Annotated in this window: 16 protein-coding genes and 1 pseudogene; 8 read left to right on the top strand and 9 right to left on the bottom strand. The window is 65.1% G+C overall.

Going from position 1 to position 15,498, the window contains the following annotated elements; genetic code table 11:
* The 3 genes and pseudogenes from P0R31_RS41170 to P0R31_RS35260 all read right to left on the bottom strand — a co-directional run.
* Positions 1-142: pseudogene (locus tag P0R31_RS41170) on the bottom strand (septal ring lytic transglycosylase RlpA family protein); the annotation flags it as partial.
* A 103-nt stretch (positions 143-245) separates the two neighbouring features.
* Positions 246-1,091 carry a CmcJ/NvfI family oxidoreductase gene (locus P0R31_RS35255; protein ID WP_275519341.1) on the bottom strand — a complete coding sequence of 282 codons (846 nt, stop codon included), beginning with the start codon at positions 1,089-1,091 and terminating at the stop codon, positions 246-248.
* A gap of 475 nt (positions 1,092-1,566) precedes the next feature.
* Entirely contained in the window at positions 1,567-2,022 is a 456-nt protein-coding gene (locus tag P0R31_RS35260; protein ID WP_275519343.1) for a hypothetical protein, read from the bottom strand.
* A gap of 337 nt (positions 2,023-2,359) precedes the next feature.
* Here P0R31_RS35260 and glgC point away from each other — a divergent pair, with 337 nt between their 5' ends.
* Genes glgC through P0R31_RS35275 form a run of 3 tightly spaced genes read left to right on the top strand, consistent with a single transcriptional unit; the run spans position 2,360 to position 5,366 of the window.
* The gene (gene glgC / locus P0R31_RS35265) at positions 2,360-3,622 is read left to right on the top strand and encodes a glucose-1-phosphate adenylyltransferase (protein WP_275519345.1); all 1,263 of its coding nucleotides are present in this window, start codon (positions 2,360-2,362) and stop codon (positions 3,620-3,622) included.
* Entirely contained in the window at positions 3,619-5,073 is a 1,455-nt protein-coding gene (glgA, locus tag P0R31_RS35270) for a glycogen synthase GlgA (RefSeq protein WP_275519347.1), read from the top strand. The genes glgC and glgA overlap by 4 nt, the downstream gene beginning before the upstream one ends.
* Positions 5,074-5,105: 32 nt before the next feature.
* On the top strand, positions 5,106-5,366 hold the full coding sequence (locus P0R31_RS35275) for a SemiSWEET transporter (RefSeq protein WP_036006700.1): 261 nt from the start codon (positions 5,106-5,108) through the stop codon (positions 5,364-5,366).
* Between the two features lie 46 nt (positions 5,367-5,412).
* Here P0R31_RS35275 and P0R31_RS35280 read toward each other — a convergent pair whose 3' ends face one another.
* Positions 5,413-6,207, bottom strand: a complete 795-nt coding sequence (locus tag P0R31_RS35280) for a DODA-type extradiol aromatic ring-opening family dioxygenase (RefSeq protein ID WP_275519349.1) — start codon at positions 6,205-6,207, stop codon at positions 5,413-5,415.
* Between the two features lie 154 nt (positions 6,208-6,361).
* Between P0R31_RS35280 and P0R31_RS35285 the strand changes: the two genes are divergently transcribed.
* On the top strand, positions 6,362-6,541 hold the full coding sequence (locus P0R31_RS35285; RefSeq protein WP_124159907.1) for a hypothetical protein: 180 nt from the start codon (positions 6,362-6,364) through the stop codon (positions 6,539-6,541).
* Between the two features lie 7 nt (positions 6,542-6,548).
* Here P0R31_RS35285 and P0R31_RS35290 read toward each other — a convergent pair whose 3' ends face one another.
* Together P0R31_RS35290 and P0R31_RS35295 are read right to left on the bottom strand one after the other, a co-directional pair.
* A complete protein-coding gene (locus P0R31_RS35290) occupies positions 6,549-8,033 on the bottom strand; it encodes a carboxylesterase/lipase family protein (protein WP_275519351.1) in 1,485 nt (494 codons plus the stop codon).
* Between the two features lie 77 nt (positions 8,034-8,110).
* Positions 8,111-8,287, bottom strand: coding sequence for a hypothetical protein (locus P0R31_RS35295; protein WP_225114513.1), 177 nt, complete (start codon positions 8,285-8,287; stop codon positions 8,111-8,113).
* A gap of 264 nt (positions 8,288-8,551) precedes the next feature.
* On the opposite strand from P0R31_RS35295, the gene P0R31_RS35300 reads away from it, so the two are divergent.
* A complete protein-coding gene (locus P0R31_RS35300; protein WP_275519353.1) occupies positions 8,552-11,236 on the top strand; it encodes a flavin-containing monooxygenase in 2,685 nt (894 codons plus the stop codon).
* Positions 11,237-11,321: 85 nt separating this feature from the next.
* On the opposite strand, the gene P0R31_RS35305 is transcribed toward P0R31_RS35300, so the two are convergent.
* Positions 11,322-12,710 carry an MFS transporter gene (locus P0R31_RS35305; protein WP_275519355.1) on the bottom strand — a complete coding sequence of 463 codons (1,389 nt, stop codon included), beginning with the start codon at positions 12,708-12,710 and terminating at the stop codon, positions 11,322-11,324.
* 60 nt (positions 12,711-12,770) lie between these two features.
* Here P0R31_RS35305 and P0R31_RS35310 point away from each other — a divergent pair, with 60 nt between their 5' ends.
* The 3 genes from P0R31_RS35310 (at position 12,771) to P0R31_RS35320 (ending at position 14,557) form a co-directional block, all read left to right on the top strand.
* On the top strand, positions 12,771-13,736 hold the full coding sequence (locus tag P0R31_RS35310; RefSeq protein ID WP_275519357.1) for a LysR substrate-binding domain-containing protein: 966 nt from the start codon (positions 12,771-12,773) through the stop codon (positions 13,734-13,736).
* Positions 13,737-13,879: 143 nt separating this feature from the next.
* Positions 13,880-14,152, top strand: a complete 273-nt coding sequence (locus tag P0R31_RS35315) for a hypothetical protein (protein WP_275519359.1) — start codon at positions 13,880-13,882, stop codon at positions 14,150-14,152.
* An 84-nt stretch (positions 14,153-14,236) separates the two neighbouring features.
* Complete coding sequence (locus P0R31_RS35320) at positions 14,237-14,557, top strand: hypothetical protein (protein ID WP_275519361.1); 321 nt, start codon at positions 14,237-14,239, stop codon at positions 14,555-14,557.
* A gap of 53 nt (positions 14,558-14,610) precedes the next feature.
* On the opposite strand, the gene P0R31_RS35325 is transcribed toward P0R31_RS35320, so the two are convergent.
* Together P0R31_RS35325 and P0R31_RS35330 are read right to left on the bottom strand one after the other, a co-directional pair.
* Positions 14,611-14,778, bottom strand: a complete 168-nt coding sequence (locus P0R31_RS35325) for a hypothetical protein (RefSeq protein ID WP_275519363.1) — start codon at positions 14,776-14,778, stop codon at positions 14,611-14,613.
* Between the two features lie 104 nt (positions 14,779-14,882).
* Complete coding sequence (locus P0R31_RS35330; protein WP_036006723.1) at positions 14,883-15,401, bottom strand: septal ring lytic transglycosylase RlpA family protein; 519 nt, start codon at positions 15,399-15,401, stop codon at positions 14,883-14,885.
* Positions 15,402-15,498: the final 97 nt, after the last annotated feature.

A 15,498-nucleotide genomic window follows, 5' to 3' on the forward strand; every position in this document is an offset into this window, starting at 1 on the left:
GGTGGGCACAGGTCAGCTCGCCGCCTTTGCCGGCTTTTGCGTATCCGTAATAGGAGGCAAGTCCGCTTTCAGCATTTGCAATGGACGTGAAAGCGAGACTTGAAGTCGCAAGGCAAAGCCATAGCATCGGCTGCGCGCGCACGGCACTGCTCCCCGTTGGCCCTTGCCCGGCGCTGCAAACGTCGCTTTGTTCTCGGGTTCCTGAAACCCTGCCGGGAAATGCCCGGCAGGGCCATCACACTTTGTTACTGCCGCTGGAACACCAGCGAGCGGACCTCGATGCTCTCGCGGGGAGCGGCATCGGCCGGCGTGGTCGGATCGACGAATGCGGTATGCGGACCGAAACGGGTCCGGCCGTCGGTTGCGGAATCGTAGCACTTCAGCAGCAGCGCCTCGTCCGGCGTCATCTCGGGGAAATAGAACCAGCGGTGGTTCGGATTGTATTTCACCGAATAGGTCTCGCCGCGGCGGTTGGGATAGATCAGGTCGGAAGCGACGAGGTCTTCCGGCTTGACCGTGGTGCCGTCGGCCATGGCGAGCGGTGAATCCCGCAAGGGGCCGCGGATCGGCCGCCACAGATTGATCACCTGCACGCGCCCCTTCAGCAGCTCTTCGGCTTCATCAGGCAGATGCTCGCGGACGCGGTTGGCGCCGGACGTGATGGTCTGGTCGACATGGACGCGCGTGGCCGGCTGACGCGGGCCGCCGTCGCGGATATCAGGCGCGCCCTCGACACGCTTGCGCACAGTGTGGTCGAAGATGACGACACGGTCGGCCTTCAGCGTCGCGCGCAGAAAGGCCTCCACGGCGGGATAATAGACCGCCCTCACCTCGTCCTCGTTGTAGAAATCCTTCACCTGCGTCGGGTGACGCACCAGCGCAAAGCCCTCTCGATCCAGCGAGAAGTTCTGCGCGATCAGCCGCGCATCGAAGATCGGCACCTTGTGCGGCTCCGGCAGCGAAGTGCTCTTGGGCTCACCCGGCGGCGGATCGAACGCGTAGGTACGCGGCTTGCCGTCGATCGGTGCGAGATAGTTGAGTTCGGCAGTGACGAAGGGAAGCGATTCGATTTTTGTTTCTTGCAGGCCCATGGCCGGTCTCCCGATGTGGTCGTCGGATTGATCTTTGCGGGAGTGCGCCGCGCCGCAAGAGCTGCGGTGCAAATAGCAATGAGGGTTTTGTCGGCAGCGCTATGTGCAGGAGGATCGTTTCGAGGAACGCGATCGAGTTGGAAGTTGTCTTCCCGCTTCACGGATGCTTGAGCGCCTGAGAGGTCTCGTGCCCCGGACGCGCACATCACGAAGTGGTGCGCTGCTGAGCCGGACCCATCTAACCGGACGCGATCTGTGCGCCATGGATCCCGGCTCTGCGCAGCAGCGTTTCACGCTGCAGCGCGTCCGGGACACGAGAGTGTGCGTAGAGGCTACAACCCCGCCTTCGCGATCACGTCCGTGAACGAGCGATCGACGATCTCCGCGGCGGCCAGCTTCTGCTCAACCCGATCCTGCTCATGCATGTTGCATGCATGAGCCTGATCGTGTGGCTGTCATTCTAGCCGCGCGGTGCTCACCAATAGGCGCGGTAGTAGGGGCGGGGATAAACACCGAACGGGCGGTGATAAACCCGGTACGGCCGGTAATAGCCATAGCTGTAATACGGACGGTACGGCCGATAATAGCGCGGATAGACCGGTGCGTAGCCGTAGCCGCCGTAATAGGCGGGGGCATAACCATAACCGTAGCCCGGATATCCGTAGCCGTAGCCACCGTAATAGGGTCTGCCATAGTAACCGTAAGGCGCGCTGCTGGCGATGGCGCCGCCGATGATCGCGCCGGCTGCGAGACCACCGAGGGCAAAGCCCCAACCGCCGCCGCGCCAATGCACCGGTGTGACATTATCACCGGCCGCGGCCTTCATCGTCGCAACATTGGTCGGCATCGGGGCCGCTGCGGCCTGCCCGATCTGGGCCACCATGACCACGCCGGCCAATGAACAGGCAATCGCCGTCTTCCAGATCCTCATCGTCCTACTCCCTGTCTGACCTTTCGCTTGGAAAAAGGATCGCAGCGTCATGATCGGACATCCTTGCGCCAAGTCAAAGCATTGAATTTCAAAGCCTGGAGTTTGCGTGCACCGCACAAGACGCTTGCCTCCGTTCTGATCAACCGGTGCCCGGACGTCGCCGCCTGTGACAGCCGCGCGACGGTGGCTGAGGCCGATCACCCGGCAAGGCATTAAGCTTCCCGTGCATTCGCAACCAACAACCACCTTCACGCTTTACTATTCGTGCCATTACTATCGGTTCCAATGTGCGCGGCCGGGAGGCTTCTCGCGAGCGCCAGAGTTGTGGGAGGATCACATGAGCGCCGCGAGACCCGAGCCGCTTGCCCGTCAGGCGCTGGCGTTTGTCCTGGCCGGAGGACGCGGCAGCCGCCTGCTGGAGCTGACCGACCGCCGCGCCAAGCCGGCGGTCTATTTCGGCGGAAAGTCCCGCATCATCGATTTCGCGCTGTCGAACGCGGTGAACTCCGGCATCCGCCGTATCGCGGTGGCGACCCAATACAAGGCGCACAGCCTGATCCGGCACCTTCAGATGGGCTGGAACTTCTTCCGCCCCGAACGCAACGAGAGTTTTGACATCCTCCCCGCCAGCCAGCGCGTCTCCGAGAGCATGTGGTATGTCGGCACGGCGGACGCGGTGTACCAGAACATCGACATCATCGAATCCCACGCCTGCCGCTTCATCGTCGTGCTGGCCGGAGACCACATCTACAAAATGGACTACGAGGTGATGCTGCGCCAGCACGTCGAGAGCGGCGCCGACGTCACCGTCGGCTGCCTCGAAATGCCGCGGACCGAATCTTCCGGTTTCGGCATCATGCATATCGACGAGAACGGCTGGATCCAGGAGTTCCTGGAAAAGCCGAAGGATCCGCCGCCGATGCCGGGCAAGCCGGACGTCTCGCTCGCCAGCATGGGCATCTACGTGTTCGACGCGAAATTCCTGTTCGATCAGCTCAAGCGCGATGCCGAGGACCCGAACTCGAACCACGATTTCGGCAAGGACATCATTCCCTACCTGGTCAAGAACGGCCGCGCGATGGCGCACCAATATTCGACCTCCTGCGTCCGCTCCGGCAGTGACACCCCGGCCTATTGGCGCGACGTCGGCACGGTCGACGCCTATTGGGCCGCCAATATCGACCTCACCGACGTGGTGCCCGAGCTCGACCTGTTCGACCGCGCCTGGCCGATCTGGTCCTATGCCGAGATCACGCCGCCGGCGAAATTCGTCCATGACGAGGAGAGCCGGCGCGGTCAGGCGGTGAGTTCGCTGGTCTCCGGCGGCTGCATCATCTCCGGCGCCTCGCTGCGCCGCTCCCTGCTGTTCACCGGCGTGCGCATCAACTCCTACGCCAATGTCGAGAATGCGGTGATCATGCCTTACGTGAATGTCGGCCGCGGCGCCCGCTTGAGGAACGTCGTGATCGACCGCGGCGTCGAGATCCCGGAAGGGCTCGTCGTCGGCGAGGATCCCGAGTTCGACGGAAAGCGCTTCCGCACCACCGAGCAGGGCATCTCGCTGATCACCCAGCCGATGATCGACAGGCTCAATACATGACGCCTGTTCGCGTCCTCGCGGTCGCCTCTGAAGTCTATCCCCTCGTCAAGACCGGCGGCCTCGCGGATGTCGCGGGCGCGCTGCCGGTTGCGCTGAAGGCGCATGGCGTCGAGATGCGCACCTTGCTGCCGGGCTATCCCGACGTGATGCGCCTTTTGTCCGGCACAGAGGAACTGCGGCGCTGGCCGGATTATTTCGGCGGGCCCGGCCGGCTGCTGGCGAGCTCGCATGCCGGGCTCGATCTGTTCGTGCTGGACGTGCCGCATCTCTATGCGCGGCCGGGCAACCCCTATGTCACCACTGATGGCGTCGACTGGGCGGACAACGGCGCGCGCTTCGCCGCGCTGTCGCGCGTGGCGGCCGATATCGGCCACGGCCTCGTTCCGGCCTTCGTGCCCGATGTCGTGCATGCTCACGACTGGCAGGCGGGGCTCGCGCCCGCCTATCTGCACTACGACAATCGTCCGCGGCCCGGCACCGTCATGACCATTCACAACATGGCCTATCAGGGCAAGTTCGCCCCTGAGCTGGTCGGATCGATCGGCCTGCCCTGGTACGCCTTCAACATCAACGAACTGGAATATTTCGGCGGCATCAGCTTCTTGAAGGCCGGCTTGCGCCTTGCCGATCGCATCACCACGGTATCACCGACCTACGCGAAGGAAATCCAAAGCGACGAAGGCGGCATGGGGCTCGGCGGCCTGCTTCGTGAACGATCGAGCGTGCTGAGCGGCATCCTCAACGGCATCGACACCAAGGTCTGGAATCCGCAAACCGATCCCCACATCGCCTACCGCTTCGGCGCGGAAGACCTGACATTCCGGGCCGCGAACAAGGCGGTGCTGCAGCAGCAGTTCAACCTCGATTCCTCGGACGAAGCGCCGCTGCTCGGCGTCATCAGCCGGCTGTCGTGGCAGAAGGGGCTCGATCTCCTGATGGAGGCCATCCCGACCATCCTGCGCGAAGGCATGCAGCTCGCGCTGCTCGGCAGCGGCGACCGCGATTTGCAGGATCGCTATCAGGCCGCGGCCCGCGCCAATCCGGGCCGGATCGGCGTCGTGATCGGCTATGACGAAATCCTGGCGCATCTGATCCAGGCCGGCTCGGACGCGCTGATCGTGCCGTCGCGCTTCGAGCCGTGCGGCCTGACCCAGCTCTGCGCGCTGCGCTATGGCGCCGTGCCGATCGTCTCGCGCGTCGGCGGCCTCGAAGACACCATCGTCGATATCGGCGAGGCCGACGCGTCCGGCCACGATGCCACCGGCTTCAAATTCGCCCCCGTGACGGCGGATGCCCTCGCCGGCACGCTGCGCAAGGCCAACACCGCCTTCCACGACAAGCTGACCTGGCGCCGCCTGCAACGCAGCGGCCTTGCGACCGACGTCTCCTGGCGCAACCGCGCTGGCGACTATGCCGCGCTGTACCGCGATCTCATGGCGGCCCGCGCGTGAGGCAGAGCCGAATCCATGCTATAGAGCCGAACATGGACCCCTTCGCGATCAAGCTGCTCGGCTTTGCCGCCGCTACCTGCACCACCGTCGCCTACGCGCCGCAGTTCATCAAGGTCTGGAAGACCCGCTCGGCGCGCGACATTTCTCTCGGCATGTTCCTGGTCATGATGCTGGGCCTCACGCTCTGGCTCATCTACGGCCTGCTTTCAGGCGATGCCCCCCTGGTCGCGGCGAACGCCGTCACCATGGTTCTCGCCGGCGGCATTCTGGTGATGAAGCTGAGATATGGGTGAGGCTTTCTTCGCCTCTCCCCGCTTGCGGGCGAGGGAGAAGAGATCATTACCCAAACACATACGAGGCCATCGCCACATGCGCGACCTCGTCGACGAAGACGCGGCGGCCGACGTCGTTTGCGGCAGCACCGGCTGCCACCATCAGCGGCAGCAGATGATCCTCGCGCGGATGTGCAAGGCGTGCGCTCGGCGCGTTCTCCCAGTCGACCAGCATGGCATTGCGGCGCGCCGCATCGGGGTTGCTGATCGCCTCGTTCAGATAGGCCTCGAAATCATACGAGACGGGCTTGGACTCCGGACGGTTGAAGCCGCGCATGTTGTGATAGGTCAGGCCGCTGCCGACGATCAGGATGCCTTCGTCGCGCAACGATGCGATCGCCTGCCCCACCTTGACGTGCTCGGCCGCGTCATAGCTGGACTTCAGCGACAGCAGCACGATCGGCATATCGGCATTCGGATACATCAGCCCGAGCGGAACGAACGTGCCGTGGTCGAAACCCTGGTCGGGATCTTCGCGGCAATCGAGGCCGGCATGCGTGATCAGTGCCTTCACCTGCGCGGCAAGCTCGGGCTTGCCCGGCGCCGGATATTTGAGGTGGTAGGTATGCTCGGGGAAACCGTAATAGTCGTAGACCATCGGCGGACGCGGCGAGGTCGAGACCGTGAAGGCGTCGGCTTCCCAATGCCCGGTGATGACCAGCACCGCCTTCGGCCTCTCGGGCAGAAGCTGCGGCAAGTTCGCGAACGCCTCGGCGGTCTTGGCATATTGCACCCGCCTGTCCTCCATGAAGGGCCAGGGGCCGCCGCCATGCGACAGGAACAGGGTCGGAAATCGCGTCATCGGCTCGTCTCATGGACAACAGGCGCGTGCGAGCGGTCCGCACGATCGGCGATGAGCATAGGCAAAGCAGCATGGTTAGCAAGTCGTTAACGATTTGCCGCCCAGAATCCCCGCTGGGCCGAAGCAGTCGGCCTGAAGACAAGTGAGACGTGCGATGAGGAAGTTTGCGCTGGGGGACGTCGTCAACAGTGACAAGGGCCGCCGCGGTGTCGTCCGCGCCGCCTTCAAGTCGCGGGATGGCCAGCAATTCTATGCCGTCGAGAAGGACGGCGCGATGGATTACCTGGAGGAAGACCGGCTGAGCCTGGCGCCGCGCGTCGAACTCGCGGCTTAAATCCTGCTCATCTCCTGCCCTCATTTGCGAGCCGGTCGAGACGATCCGCGATTGGATCGTCGCCGCTCGCGATGCCATCGTTCGTGATCAGCAGCAGGCGATCGCCGCTAGCTGCGTCCCAGCGTGGCAGGTCGGGACCATGTAGGTCGGGACCATTGGGATCGCCACTTCGGGCGAAGTTTATCCAATAGGCGCGCATGCGGCCTGCGACCTCGCGGTCGCGCCGCGACAGGATGCCAGCACCGGGCACGCCTTCCGCACCGAAGATGAACTGCAGCTCGCGCCCGTGGCCGACGTCCGGATTGGCGCGCCTGGCCTCCGGCACATAGGCGAAGCGGTAGCGAAAGGTCGGCGCGCCGCCTGCCGCGTGCAGACGTGCCAGCAGCCGCACCGGCTCGGAAAAGACCTTGTCGGTGTAAATTCTTGCCGCGAGATCCGAAGGTCTGGCGAGATCGGGATAGAGCTTGCGCAACTCGCTGCCGCCCGCGCCCGGCAGCGCAAGCTCCTCCTTGATCGCGGTCTCGTTCTCCAGGCCGGTCTCGTCGTCGTTCGAGCCGATGATCAAGGGAATGCGGCTTTGGCGTCCGGCCGCAAAGCCTGCGGCGAGGTCCTCGGTCGCGAGACGTCCATCCATCATCGGTGCAAAGCTGCGCGGCGATTTCTCCAGCAATTGTTTCTCGGCGGCCAGCAGGCGCCGCGGCTCGACTGCGCGCAGATCCGTCTTCGGCGAAAGCGCGGCCACGAACTGTCGGCCGATGGCCTCAGCCTCTTCTGCCGAGCGCAGGCGCGCGCGGCCGGGCAGCGATTGCAGAATGGCCTTGTGGAAGAGATTGCGCGCTTGCGCGGACAGCATAAGCAGCGCGATCGATGTTGCGCCCGCGTCGCTGCCGAACAAAGTGACGTTATCAGGATCGCCGCCGAAGGCCGCGATGTTGTCGTGCACCCAGTGCAGCGCGGCGACCTGGTCCATCAGGCCGAAATTTCCGGAGCCGGCGTCCGACAGCGCGGGATGCGTGAGCCAGCCGAGCGCGCCGAGGCGATAATTCACGGTAACCACGATGAGGCCCGCCTGCGCCAGCTTGGCGCCATCGAACAGCGGATCGTTCGCGGTGCCCGAGACGAACGCGCCGCCATGGATGAACACCATCACCGGCAACGGGCCGTCGACCCCGAAGGGACGAAACACGTTCAGCGTCAGGCAATCCTCGCTCGCCGCCGGCAGCGCCGGCTGAAGGCACGGCGCACCGTAATCGTAGGCGGTGCGCATCTCCGAGCTTTCGGTCGTTGGCTGCGGCGGTTGCCAGCGCAGCGCGCCGAGCGGCGGCGCCGCGTAAGCCAGCCCCTTGAACGAGGCCACCTCGCCTTCCACGGCGCCGAGCATCTGCCCTTCACGCGTCAGCGCGAATGGAAACTGTCCGACCGGCTGAGCGGCGGCCGGGCCGGCGCCACACAGGGCTGCAATAGCCGCAACGAATGCAAGCAGGGCCCGCATCTTCGCAACGATCTCGATGAAGGGTTTCGGCAGGTTATGTCTAGAGCCGTCGGCGAGGCAAGCCTTGCGCCTTGAGCCTAACCGCCTTTGCCGATCAGCTCCGCGAGCGCGTGGCGCGCGACGATGCCGAGCTCGCCAAGCGTGGAGTGGCCCGCCCGTGCCGCCTCGATCAGGCGCTCGGCAATGAACCTGCGGCTGTCGTGATCGCCGCCATGCGGCAATTGCCGGCACGTCTGCTCGAGAACGACGTCCATGTTCGCTCTGGTTCGCTCACTCAACTCTGTCATGACGGCCGGGGCGGTACGCGTGGCTTGTAAGCGCAAGCATACACAGAAGGAGGATGGCTGATTACCCCGGGCTATCACGGCCATTGTGCATCGCGGTGCGTGTGGTACCGCAACCTTCGCGCGGTCACGAAGCCGCCGCAAACGACCACCCTAAGATTGCACTTGCTCTAATGACAAGCTGAGCCTGCGGCGATAGCCTGCCGCCAAAACAAAGCATACGGGAGGAACACCATGCCTGACGCAATGATTGCCACACGTGCCTCCGATGAGCGCGGAACCGCTCAGCAGGTCGATGTCGCCGTGGTCGGCGCCGGATTTGCCGGCCTCTACCTTCTCCATCGCCTGCGCAAGGCGGGGTTCTCGGCGGTCGGGCTCGACGAGGCCGGCGATGTCGGCGGCACTTGGTATTGGAACCGCTATCCGGGCGCGCGCTGCGACATCCAGACCATCGACTACAGTTATACGTTCGATCCGGAGCTCGAGACCGCCTGGACCTGGTCGGAAAAATACGCGACCCAGCCCGAGATCCTGCGCTACCTCGGCTTCGTCGCCGATCGCTACGATCTGCGCCGCGACATCCGTTTCAAGACCAAGGTCACCGAAGCCAGATGGGACGAAGCGTCCGAGCGCTGGCTCATCACTACCGACAATGGGCCACCCGTCTCCTGCCGCCATTACATCATGGCAACCGGTTGCCTCTCCGCGCCAAAGCCGCCGGAGATCGACGGCGTCAAGGACTTCAAAGGCGAGGTCTATTTCACCGGGCGCTGGCCGCATGACGGCGTCGATCTCACCGGAAAGCGCGTCGCCGTGATCGGCACGGGCTCCTCGGCGATCCAGTCGATCCCTGTGATCGCCGAGCAGGCCGCGCATCTGACGGTGTTCCAGCGCACACCGAATTTCGCATTGCCGGCGCATAACGGCCCGGCGCCCGCGGACCGCATGAGCCTGCTGCAGAGCGACCGCGCCGCCTATCGCGAGCAGGCGCGGCAGTCGATGGCCGGCGTACCCTACCCGCAGCAGACGGTCGTGAGCTGGCAGCTCAGCGATGCCGAGCGCCGCGAGCGGTTCGAGCGCGCCTGGGCGGCAGGCGACCTCGTCCACATCCTGACGCAGCTCTGGGCCGACCAGGCCGTCGACCTCGACGGCAACAAGATCGTCCAGGACCTGATCCGCGAGAAGATCCGCGCCGCCGTCAAGGACCCCGAGACGGCCGCGGCACTGATGCCGGACGACCATCCTTTCGGCGCGAAACGCCCCTGCCTCGACACCAATTATTACGCAACCTACAACCGGCCGAACGTCACGCTGGTCAATCTGCGCAAGGAGCCGATCAAGGCGATCACCGCGAACGGCGTCTCCACGAGCGGCCGCAGCTTCGATCTCGACGTCATCGTCTTCGCAACCGGCTTCGACGCCATGACCGGCGCGATCCGCGCCGTGCATCCGATCACCGGGCGCGGCGGCAAGTCGCTGTCCGATGTCTGGGCGCAGGGGCCGCAGACCTATCTCGGCCTTACGGTCGAGGGCTTCCCGAACTTCTTCATGATCACCGGCCCCGGCAGCCCGTCGGTGCTGTCGAACATGGCGGTGTCGATCGAGCAGCATGTCGACTGGGTGGTCGATCGTCTTGCCGCGCTGCGCGCTGCCGGCTTCACCACGATCGAGCCGACCGAGACGGCACAGGCCGGCTGGAACAGGCACATGGCCGACTGCTCGATGCTGACGCTGCACCGGCTCGCCAACACGTGGTACACCGGCGCCAACGTGCCCGGCAAGGTGCAGGGCCTGATGCCCTATACCGGCGGCGTCGGCCCGTACCGCAGCATCTGCGACGAGGTGGTCAGCCGCGGCATGCTCGGCTTCAAGCTCACCGGCCCCGATGGCGCCGCCCAATGCAATGACGGCGAGGTGGTGCGCCTGCAGCCGGACGTGCGGCTGGTGCTGAACCTGCTCGCCTCGCTCAACCTGCCGCCGATCGAGTCGATGGGCGCGATCGGCGCCCGCGCCTTCGTCAACGAGTTCAACAAGGGCCGGCCTGCGGGGCGGCCGATCGGCGAGATCGTCGACGGTACCCTGCCCATTGCCGACGGCTCGCTCCCCTACCGCGTCTACAAGCCGGCAACGCCGGGACCGCATCCGGTCGTGGTTTATTTCCACGGCGGCGGCTGGGTGCTCGGCGACGAGCAATCGGACGAGCCGTTCTGCCGCGACATGGTGCGGCGGACCGGCATGATGTTCGTCAGCGTCGGCTATCGCCACGCACCGGAGCATCGCTTCCCGACGGCTGCGGAAGACGGCTATGCGGCCACGCGCTGGATTGCCGAGCACGCCGCCGAGCTCGGCGGCAGGCCGGGCCCGGTGCTGGTCGCCGGCTGGAGCGCCGGCGGCAACATCGCGGCCGTCACCTGCCAGCTCGCACGCGACCGCGGCGGGCCCACCATCGCCGGCCAGCTTCTGGTTTGTCCGGTCACCGACTGCACGTTCGATCGGCCCTCCTACAATGAAAATGGGACCGCCTACTTCCTGACGCGCTCCCTGATGTACTGGTTCTGGGACCTCTACTGCTCGCCGGCGGACCGCACCGACCCGCGGGTCTCGCCGCTGCGCGGCAAGGTTGCCGGCCTGCCGCCGGCCCTCGTGGTCACCTGCGAGTTCGATCCGCTGCGCGACGAGGGCATCGCCTATGCCGAGGCAATGGCCGCAGCGGGCGTGCCGGTCGAGCAATTGAAGGCGCGCGGCCACTTCCACTCGTCCTTTGCGATGGTGGACGTGGTGATCACAGGCGTGTCGGGCCGGGTGCAGATGGCGGAGGCCTTGCGGCGCTTTGCCGGGCTGCCGCCGGAGGTCCGCCGCCGCGACAGCAACCAGGAGCATGACAGCCCCGGGCACAGGATCGCGGCGGCCGCGAGCTGAATGGCGACAGGCGGCCGGGAGCCGTTTCCCGGCCGGCGTGGCGATTGGTGTGGCCCCGGCAGCCGGCTGTATCCGCCGGATACAGCTAAGGCTGCTGGTCAGGCAGCAACATCGCTGCGGCGATGAGGCCGCCTGCTGACCCAAGAGCCGCAACAACCCACGGCCACGCATAACCGGCAGCCGTTGCTTCGTCCGATAGAATCGCACCGAGCGCTGCGATGCCGAGTGCGAATCCGGCCTGCCGCATGACCACGGTGACGGCCGAAGCCATGCCGGCTTGGGCCGGAGGCACCAGCGCAACGACGGCGCTCGACAGTTGCGGATGCGCGAGGACTGCGCCAATCCCGGTCAACAGCATTCCGGTCGCCGCCGCAGCGAGAACGACTTGCGCATTCAGCAGCCAGCCGCTCGCCGCCAGGACCAGAATGAGATCGCCTGCCAGCAGCGCCAGCATCGCCGTCGCGAACAGCCGGCGCCAGCCCCAGCGTGTTGCGAGGCGAGCACCATAGGGCGGCAGCAGAAGCATCGGCAACGTCGCGAAGAGCATTGCGAAGCCAACGGACGGGCCTGCCCAGCCGAACGCTGCGCTCAGGAACGGAGGCAGATAGACGAGCACCGCCCAGTATCCAACGGAAACGGCAATCAGCAGCGAGGAAATGCCGACCATGACCGGCCGCATGAACACAGCGGGGTCGAAGATCGGAACGGGCCGCCGCCGCTGCTGCATCACGAAGATGGCGAGCAGACAGGCGCTCAGCCCGAGGCCCGCTGCAATCCGGGCCGGCACTTCATCTCCCTTCAGCAGGCTCTCGATCGCAATACCAAGCGCAAGCGTGAGAAGCACGACGCCGCTCCAGTCCAGCGGACGGCCGGCGGGATCACGCGATTCTGCGACCAACCGCGGAACGGCCAGAAGCGTGAGCAGACAAAGCGGGATATTGGCGAGGAAGATCCAGCGCCATCCGAACCAGGCCGAGACAAGTCCCCCGAGCGCTGGTCCGAGCGCCATGGCGATGCCTGAGAGCACGCCCATGAACGCGAAGGCGCGGGCGCGCTCGTCAGGCCGGGCATAGGCATTCGCAAGCAGCGCAATGCCTCCCGTGATGACGAACGCCGCGCCGAGGCCTTGAACTGCGCGCGCGGCCCACAGCATCGGACCGCCCGCCGCGAAGCCGCAAATGATCGATCCGACCAGGAACACGATGTTGCCGCCAAGCAGAGCGCGGCGGCGTCCATACTTGTCGGCCAGCGCGCCCGCAGCGAGCAGCCCACCGGTAAATGCCAGACTATAGGCATCCATCACCCAGGCGTAGGCAGCGCCACCGAAACCGAGTTCGGCGGCCATGGCCGGCATCGCGACAACAACCGCGGTCACGTCGAACTGCGTCAGAAAGGCCGCCATGCCGAGCACCAGCATTGGCAGCCGGTCGTGCCAACGCCTCGAGGGCTGCCGATCGGGTTCAGGCGTGATCATCGTTGTCCCATCGTGAAAGTGTCTGGGACCGATATGCATGCCGGGGCGAGGCCTGTGCCAATGCAATGCATTCACATCGTCATGAAAATGATTCATGATGATGCAATGCGCTCATTTCCTCCCTTTGACGGGCTGATTGCGTTCGAGGCGGCCTTGAGACATGCGAGCGTCACGCGTGCCTCCGCGGAGCTCGGGCTCACGCAGAGCGCGGTCAGTCATCGGCTCCGCAAGCTCGAGAACTTCGTCGGGACGCCCCTCCTCATTCGGCAGCCGAGTGGCTTATGTGCCACGCCCGCCGGTATTGCCCTCTCGAACGAGTTGGCCGGTTTGCTCGACAGGATGGCGGATTTTCGTGCGCTTTGTCGCGCCGCCGCTCCGCCGCCGGCGTTGAAAGTCGGCGTCGGTGCAGCGCTCGCCGACTATTGGCTCGTGCGCCGCTTGCCCGATTTTGCGCTAACGCATCCCGGCATACCGGTAGAGCTGGCCGTACGTGACGCCGACGCACATGCAAGGTCGACCGATCTCGACGTCGCGGTTGTGTGGCAACCAGCGGCGGGCTTGAGGCCGACGTCGACGCAGCGCTTGCTAGTCCGCGAGCATATCTACCCCGTCTGCCACCCACGCCTGCTGCCTGGCCAGCAGCCACTGACCGACGTGACGCGCCTCAAATCCTTGCCGCTCCTGCACAAGGGCCGGACCGGCGATGACCGCGGGGTCGAATGGTCATGGACCTCCTGGTTCGAACGATTGGGCCTCGGCCGCCCGCCACCCGCCGAGATACGTTTTGCGACGATAGCCACCGCCATAGCCGCCGCCCTGGCCGGCAACGGGATCGTGCTTGCGCGTTCGCTGCTGGTCCAGGACGCGCTCAGGGACGGCAGGCTGGTACGGGTGCTTCCGCCATCGTGGGACTTGCCGTCGAGCAAGGCTCAAATCGTGCGCTGGCCCGCGGCAATGGCCAAAGATCCCCGCGTGAAGGCGTTTGTCCGCTGGATATTGCAAATTCCGAAGATTTCCGGCGATTGAGCCCTGCTCCGTAGCGGATGAGCCGGGAACCTTTTCCCGGCTGCCGCGTTGGCTGACCTGTGGCATTGAGATGCAGCGACAGGTGTATGGGCCCCGGCACGCGAGCACGTGTGCTGGGGTCGCGTTTTGCGTGAGGCAGGGCGATGGGGGACGTGGTCGGGGATTCAAAGGTCGATTTCGGTGCGCTTGCGGTGCTGCATAAATGGCCATCACTTGCCAATCAGCGCCAGCCTGACCGGGAGCCCTACCGGCTCATCGAAGGCACGCTCGACGATTGCATCTCGGCTTTCATGCAGAAGCCGGCGACGACCCGCCATCTCTACGAGATCCGCACCATAGCGCAGCCGCCGCTCGTCACCGAGATCCTCTCCCCCGAACACGTCCTTGAGCTGTCGCGCTTGAGAGAATTTCTCTGACGCCCTTCACAAGCGCGCGAGCAGGAACCTTCTTCCGGTTCTTCCCGTTGTCAGGGATCAAAGCAATGACGTGAGCGCCTCAAGATGTTTGACGCCGGCGTATCATCACCGATCGTGCCTTACGGAGCGGACCAGACCCTGTTCGTGGTGGTCGATCGCCGCGACGAGGCGACCGAAATCCGCATCGAGCGCAGCGATCTCGACGCCACGATCGGCGAGCTTGTCGCCGGCTGCTTCAATGACCCGATCAAGGTGATCTCGTTCAACACGCTCGAGCACTGGATGAGGGATATCTCGTGCGACGTCGCCGGCGAGATCCGCGCGCGCTGCGACATCTATGGAATAGAGCTTCCCGATTATCTCAGCGACTTCATCGAAAGCCATTCTCAAAGTGCGATGAAATGAAGCGAGCTTGCCGAAAGGACGGAGGTGCGCTCCCTCCTAGCAATCAAACCCGATCACATTGCGCGCTGGTTGCGGCGGTGCTTGCCGGCGATGACCTCGATCTCGCGGCGGCGTTCGCCCGCGAAGGTCAGCAGCTTTTCGATCGTCAGCGTGTCCGTGATCCGTTTGGCGAGCCGTTCGGCGCGCGCAGCCTGATCTTCGAGATGCTGGATCGTGTTCAAAGCGCCGCCTCCCCCAAAGTCCCGAATTGTGCGGGCAGCCATGGTGCTTGAGAAGCCGCTAACAGCCGGTTAAGCGCGCCGCCTCGGCCGCGACGCGTGGCGCCCTATTGCACGACCTCGAGCCTGACGTTGGTGATGCCCTTGTCGACCATGCCGAGCGCCTCGGCGGCGGAAGGCGAGATGTCGACCACGCGTCCGCGCACGAAGGGCCCGCGATCGTTGACCCTCACGGTGACGAAACGGCCGGAGGAGGTCTCGGTGACGCGCAGCTTGGTGCCGAACGGCAGGGTGGGATGCGCTGCGGTCAATTCGTTCCTGTCGAACTTCTCGCCGCTCGCGGTCTGTGTATCCGAATAAAAGCTGGCGATGCCGTGCGAAGCGGTTTGCTTTGCGTCACGGTCGGGGACGCGCGCCCGGCTGATCGGGCGCGGATGCAGCGCCGCCACCCGGTGCGGGCGCTCGACCGCGGCTTGCCGGGTTGTTCCGGCGAGATCGGCTTTCTGACGGCCGACCGGCGATTGCGAGCAGGCGGCGAGCGATGCGGCGCCCAGGACCGCGAGCAACAACCGGCTCGAGCTTGCCAGCGACATCCGGGCAGTTTCGGCACTTGCAATGCGAGACATGATGCGCCCTCCGAACAACCCCAAGTTTCGGTGGGCAATGAGGGCAGAACCTTGTCGGAACAAAAGCGGCTCTGGGGCCGCCGGCGTTTCGCGCCGC

The organism is Bradyrhizobium yuanmingense, from assembly GCF_029167105.1.
In the GTDB taxonomy this organism is placed as follows: Bacteria; Pseudomonadota; Alphaproteobacteria; order Rhizobiales; family Xanthobacteraceae; genus Bradyrhizobium; species Bradyrhizobium yuanmingense_A.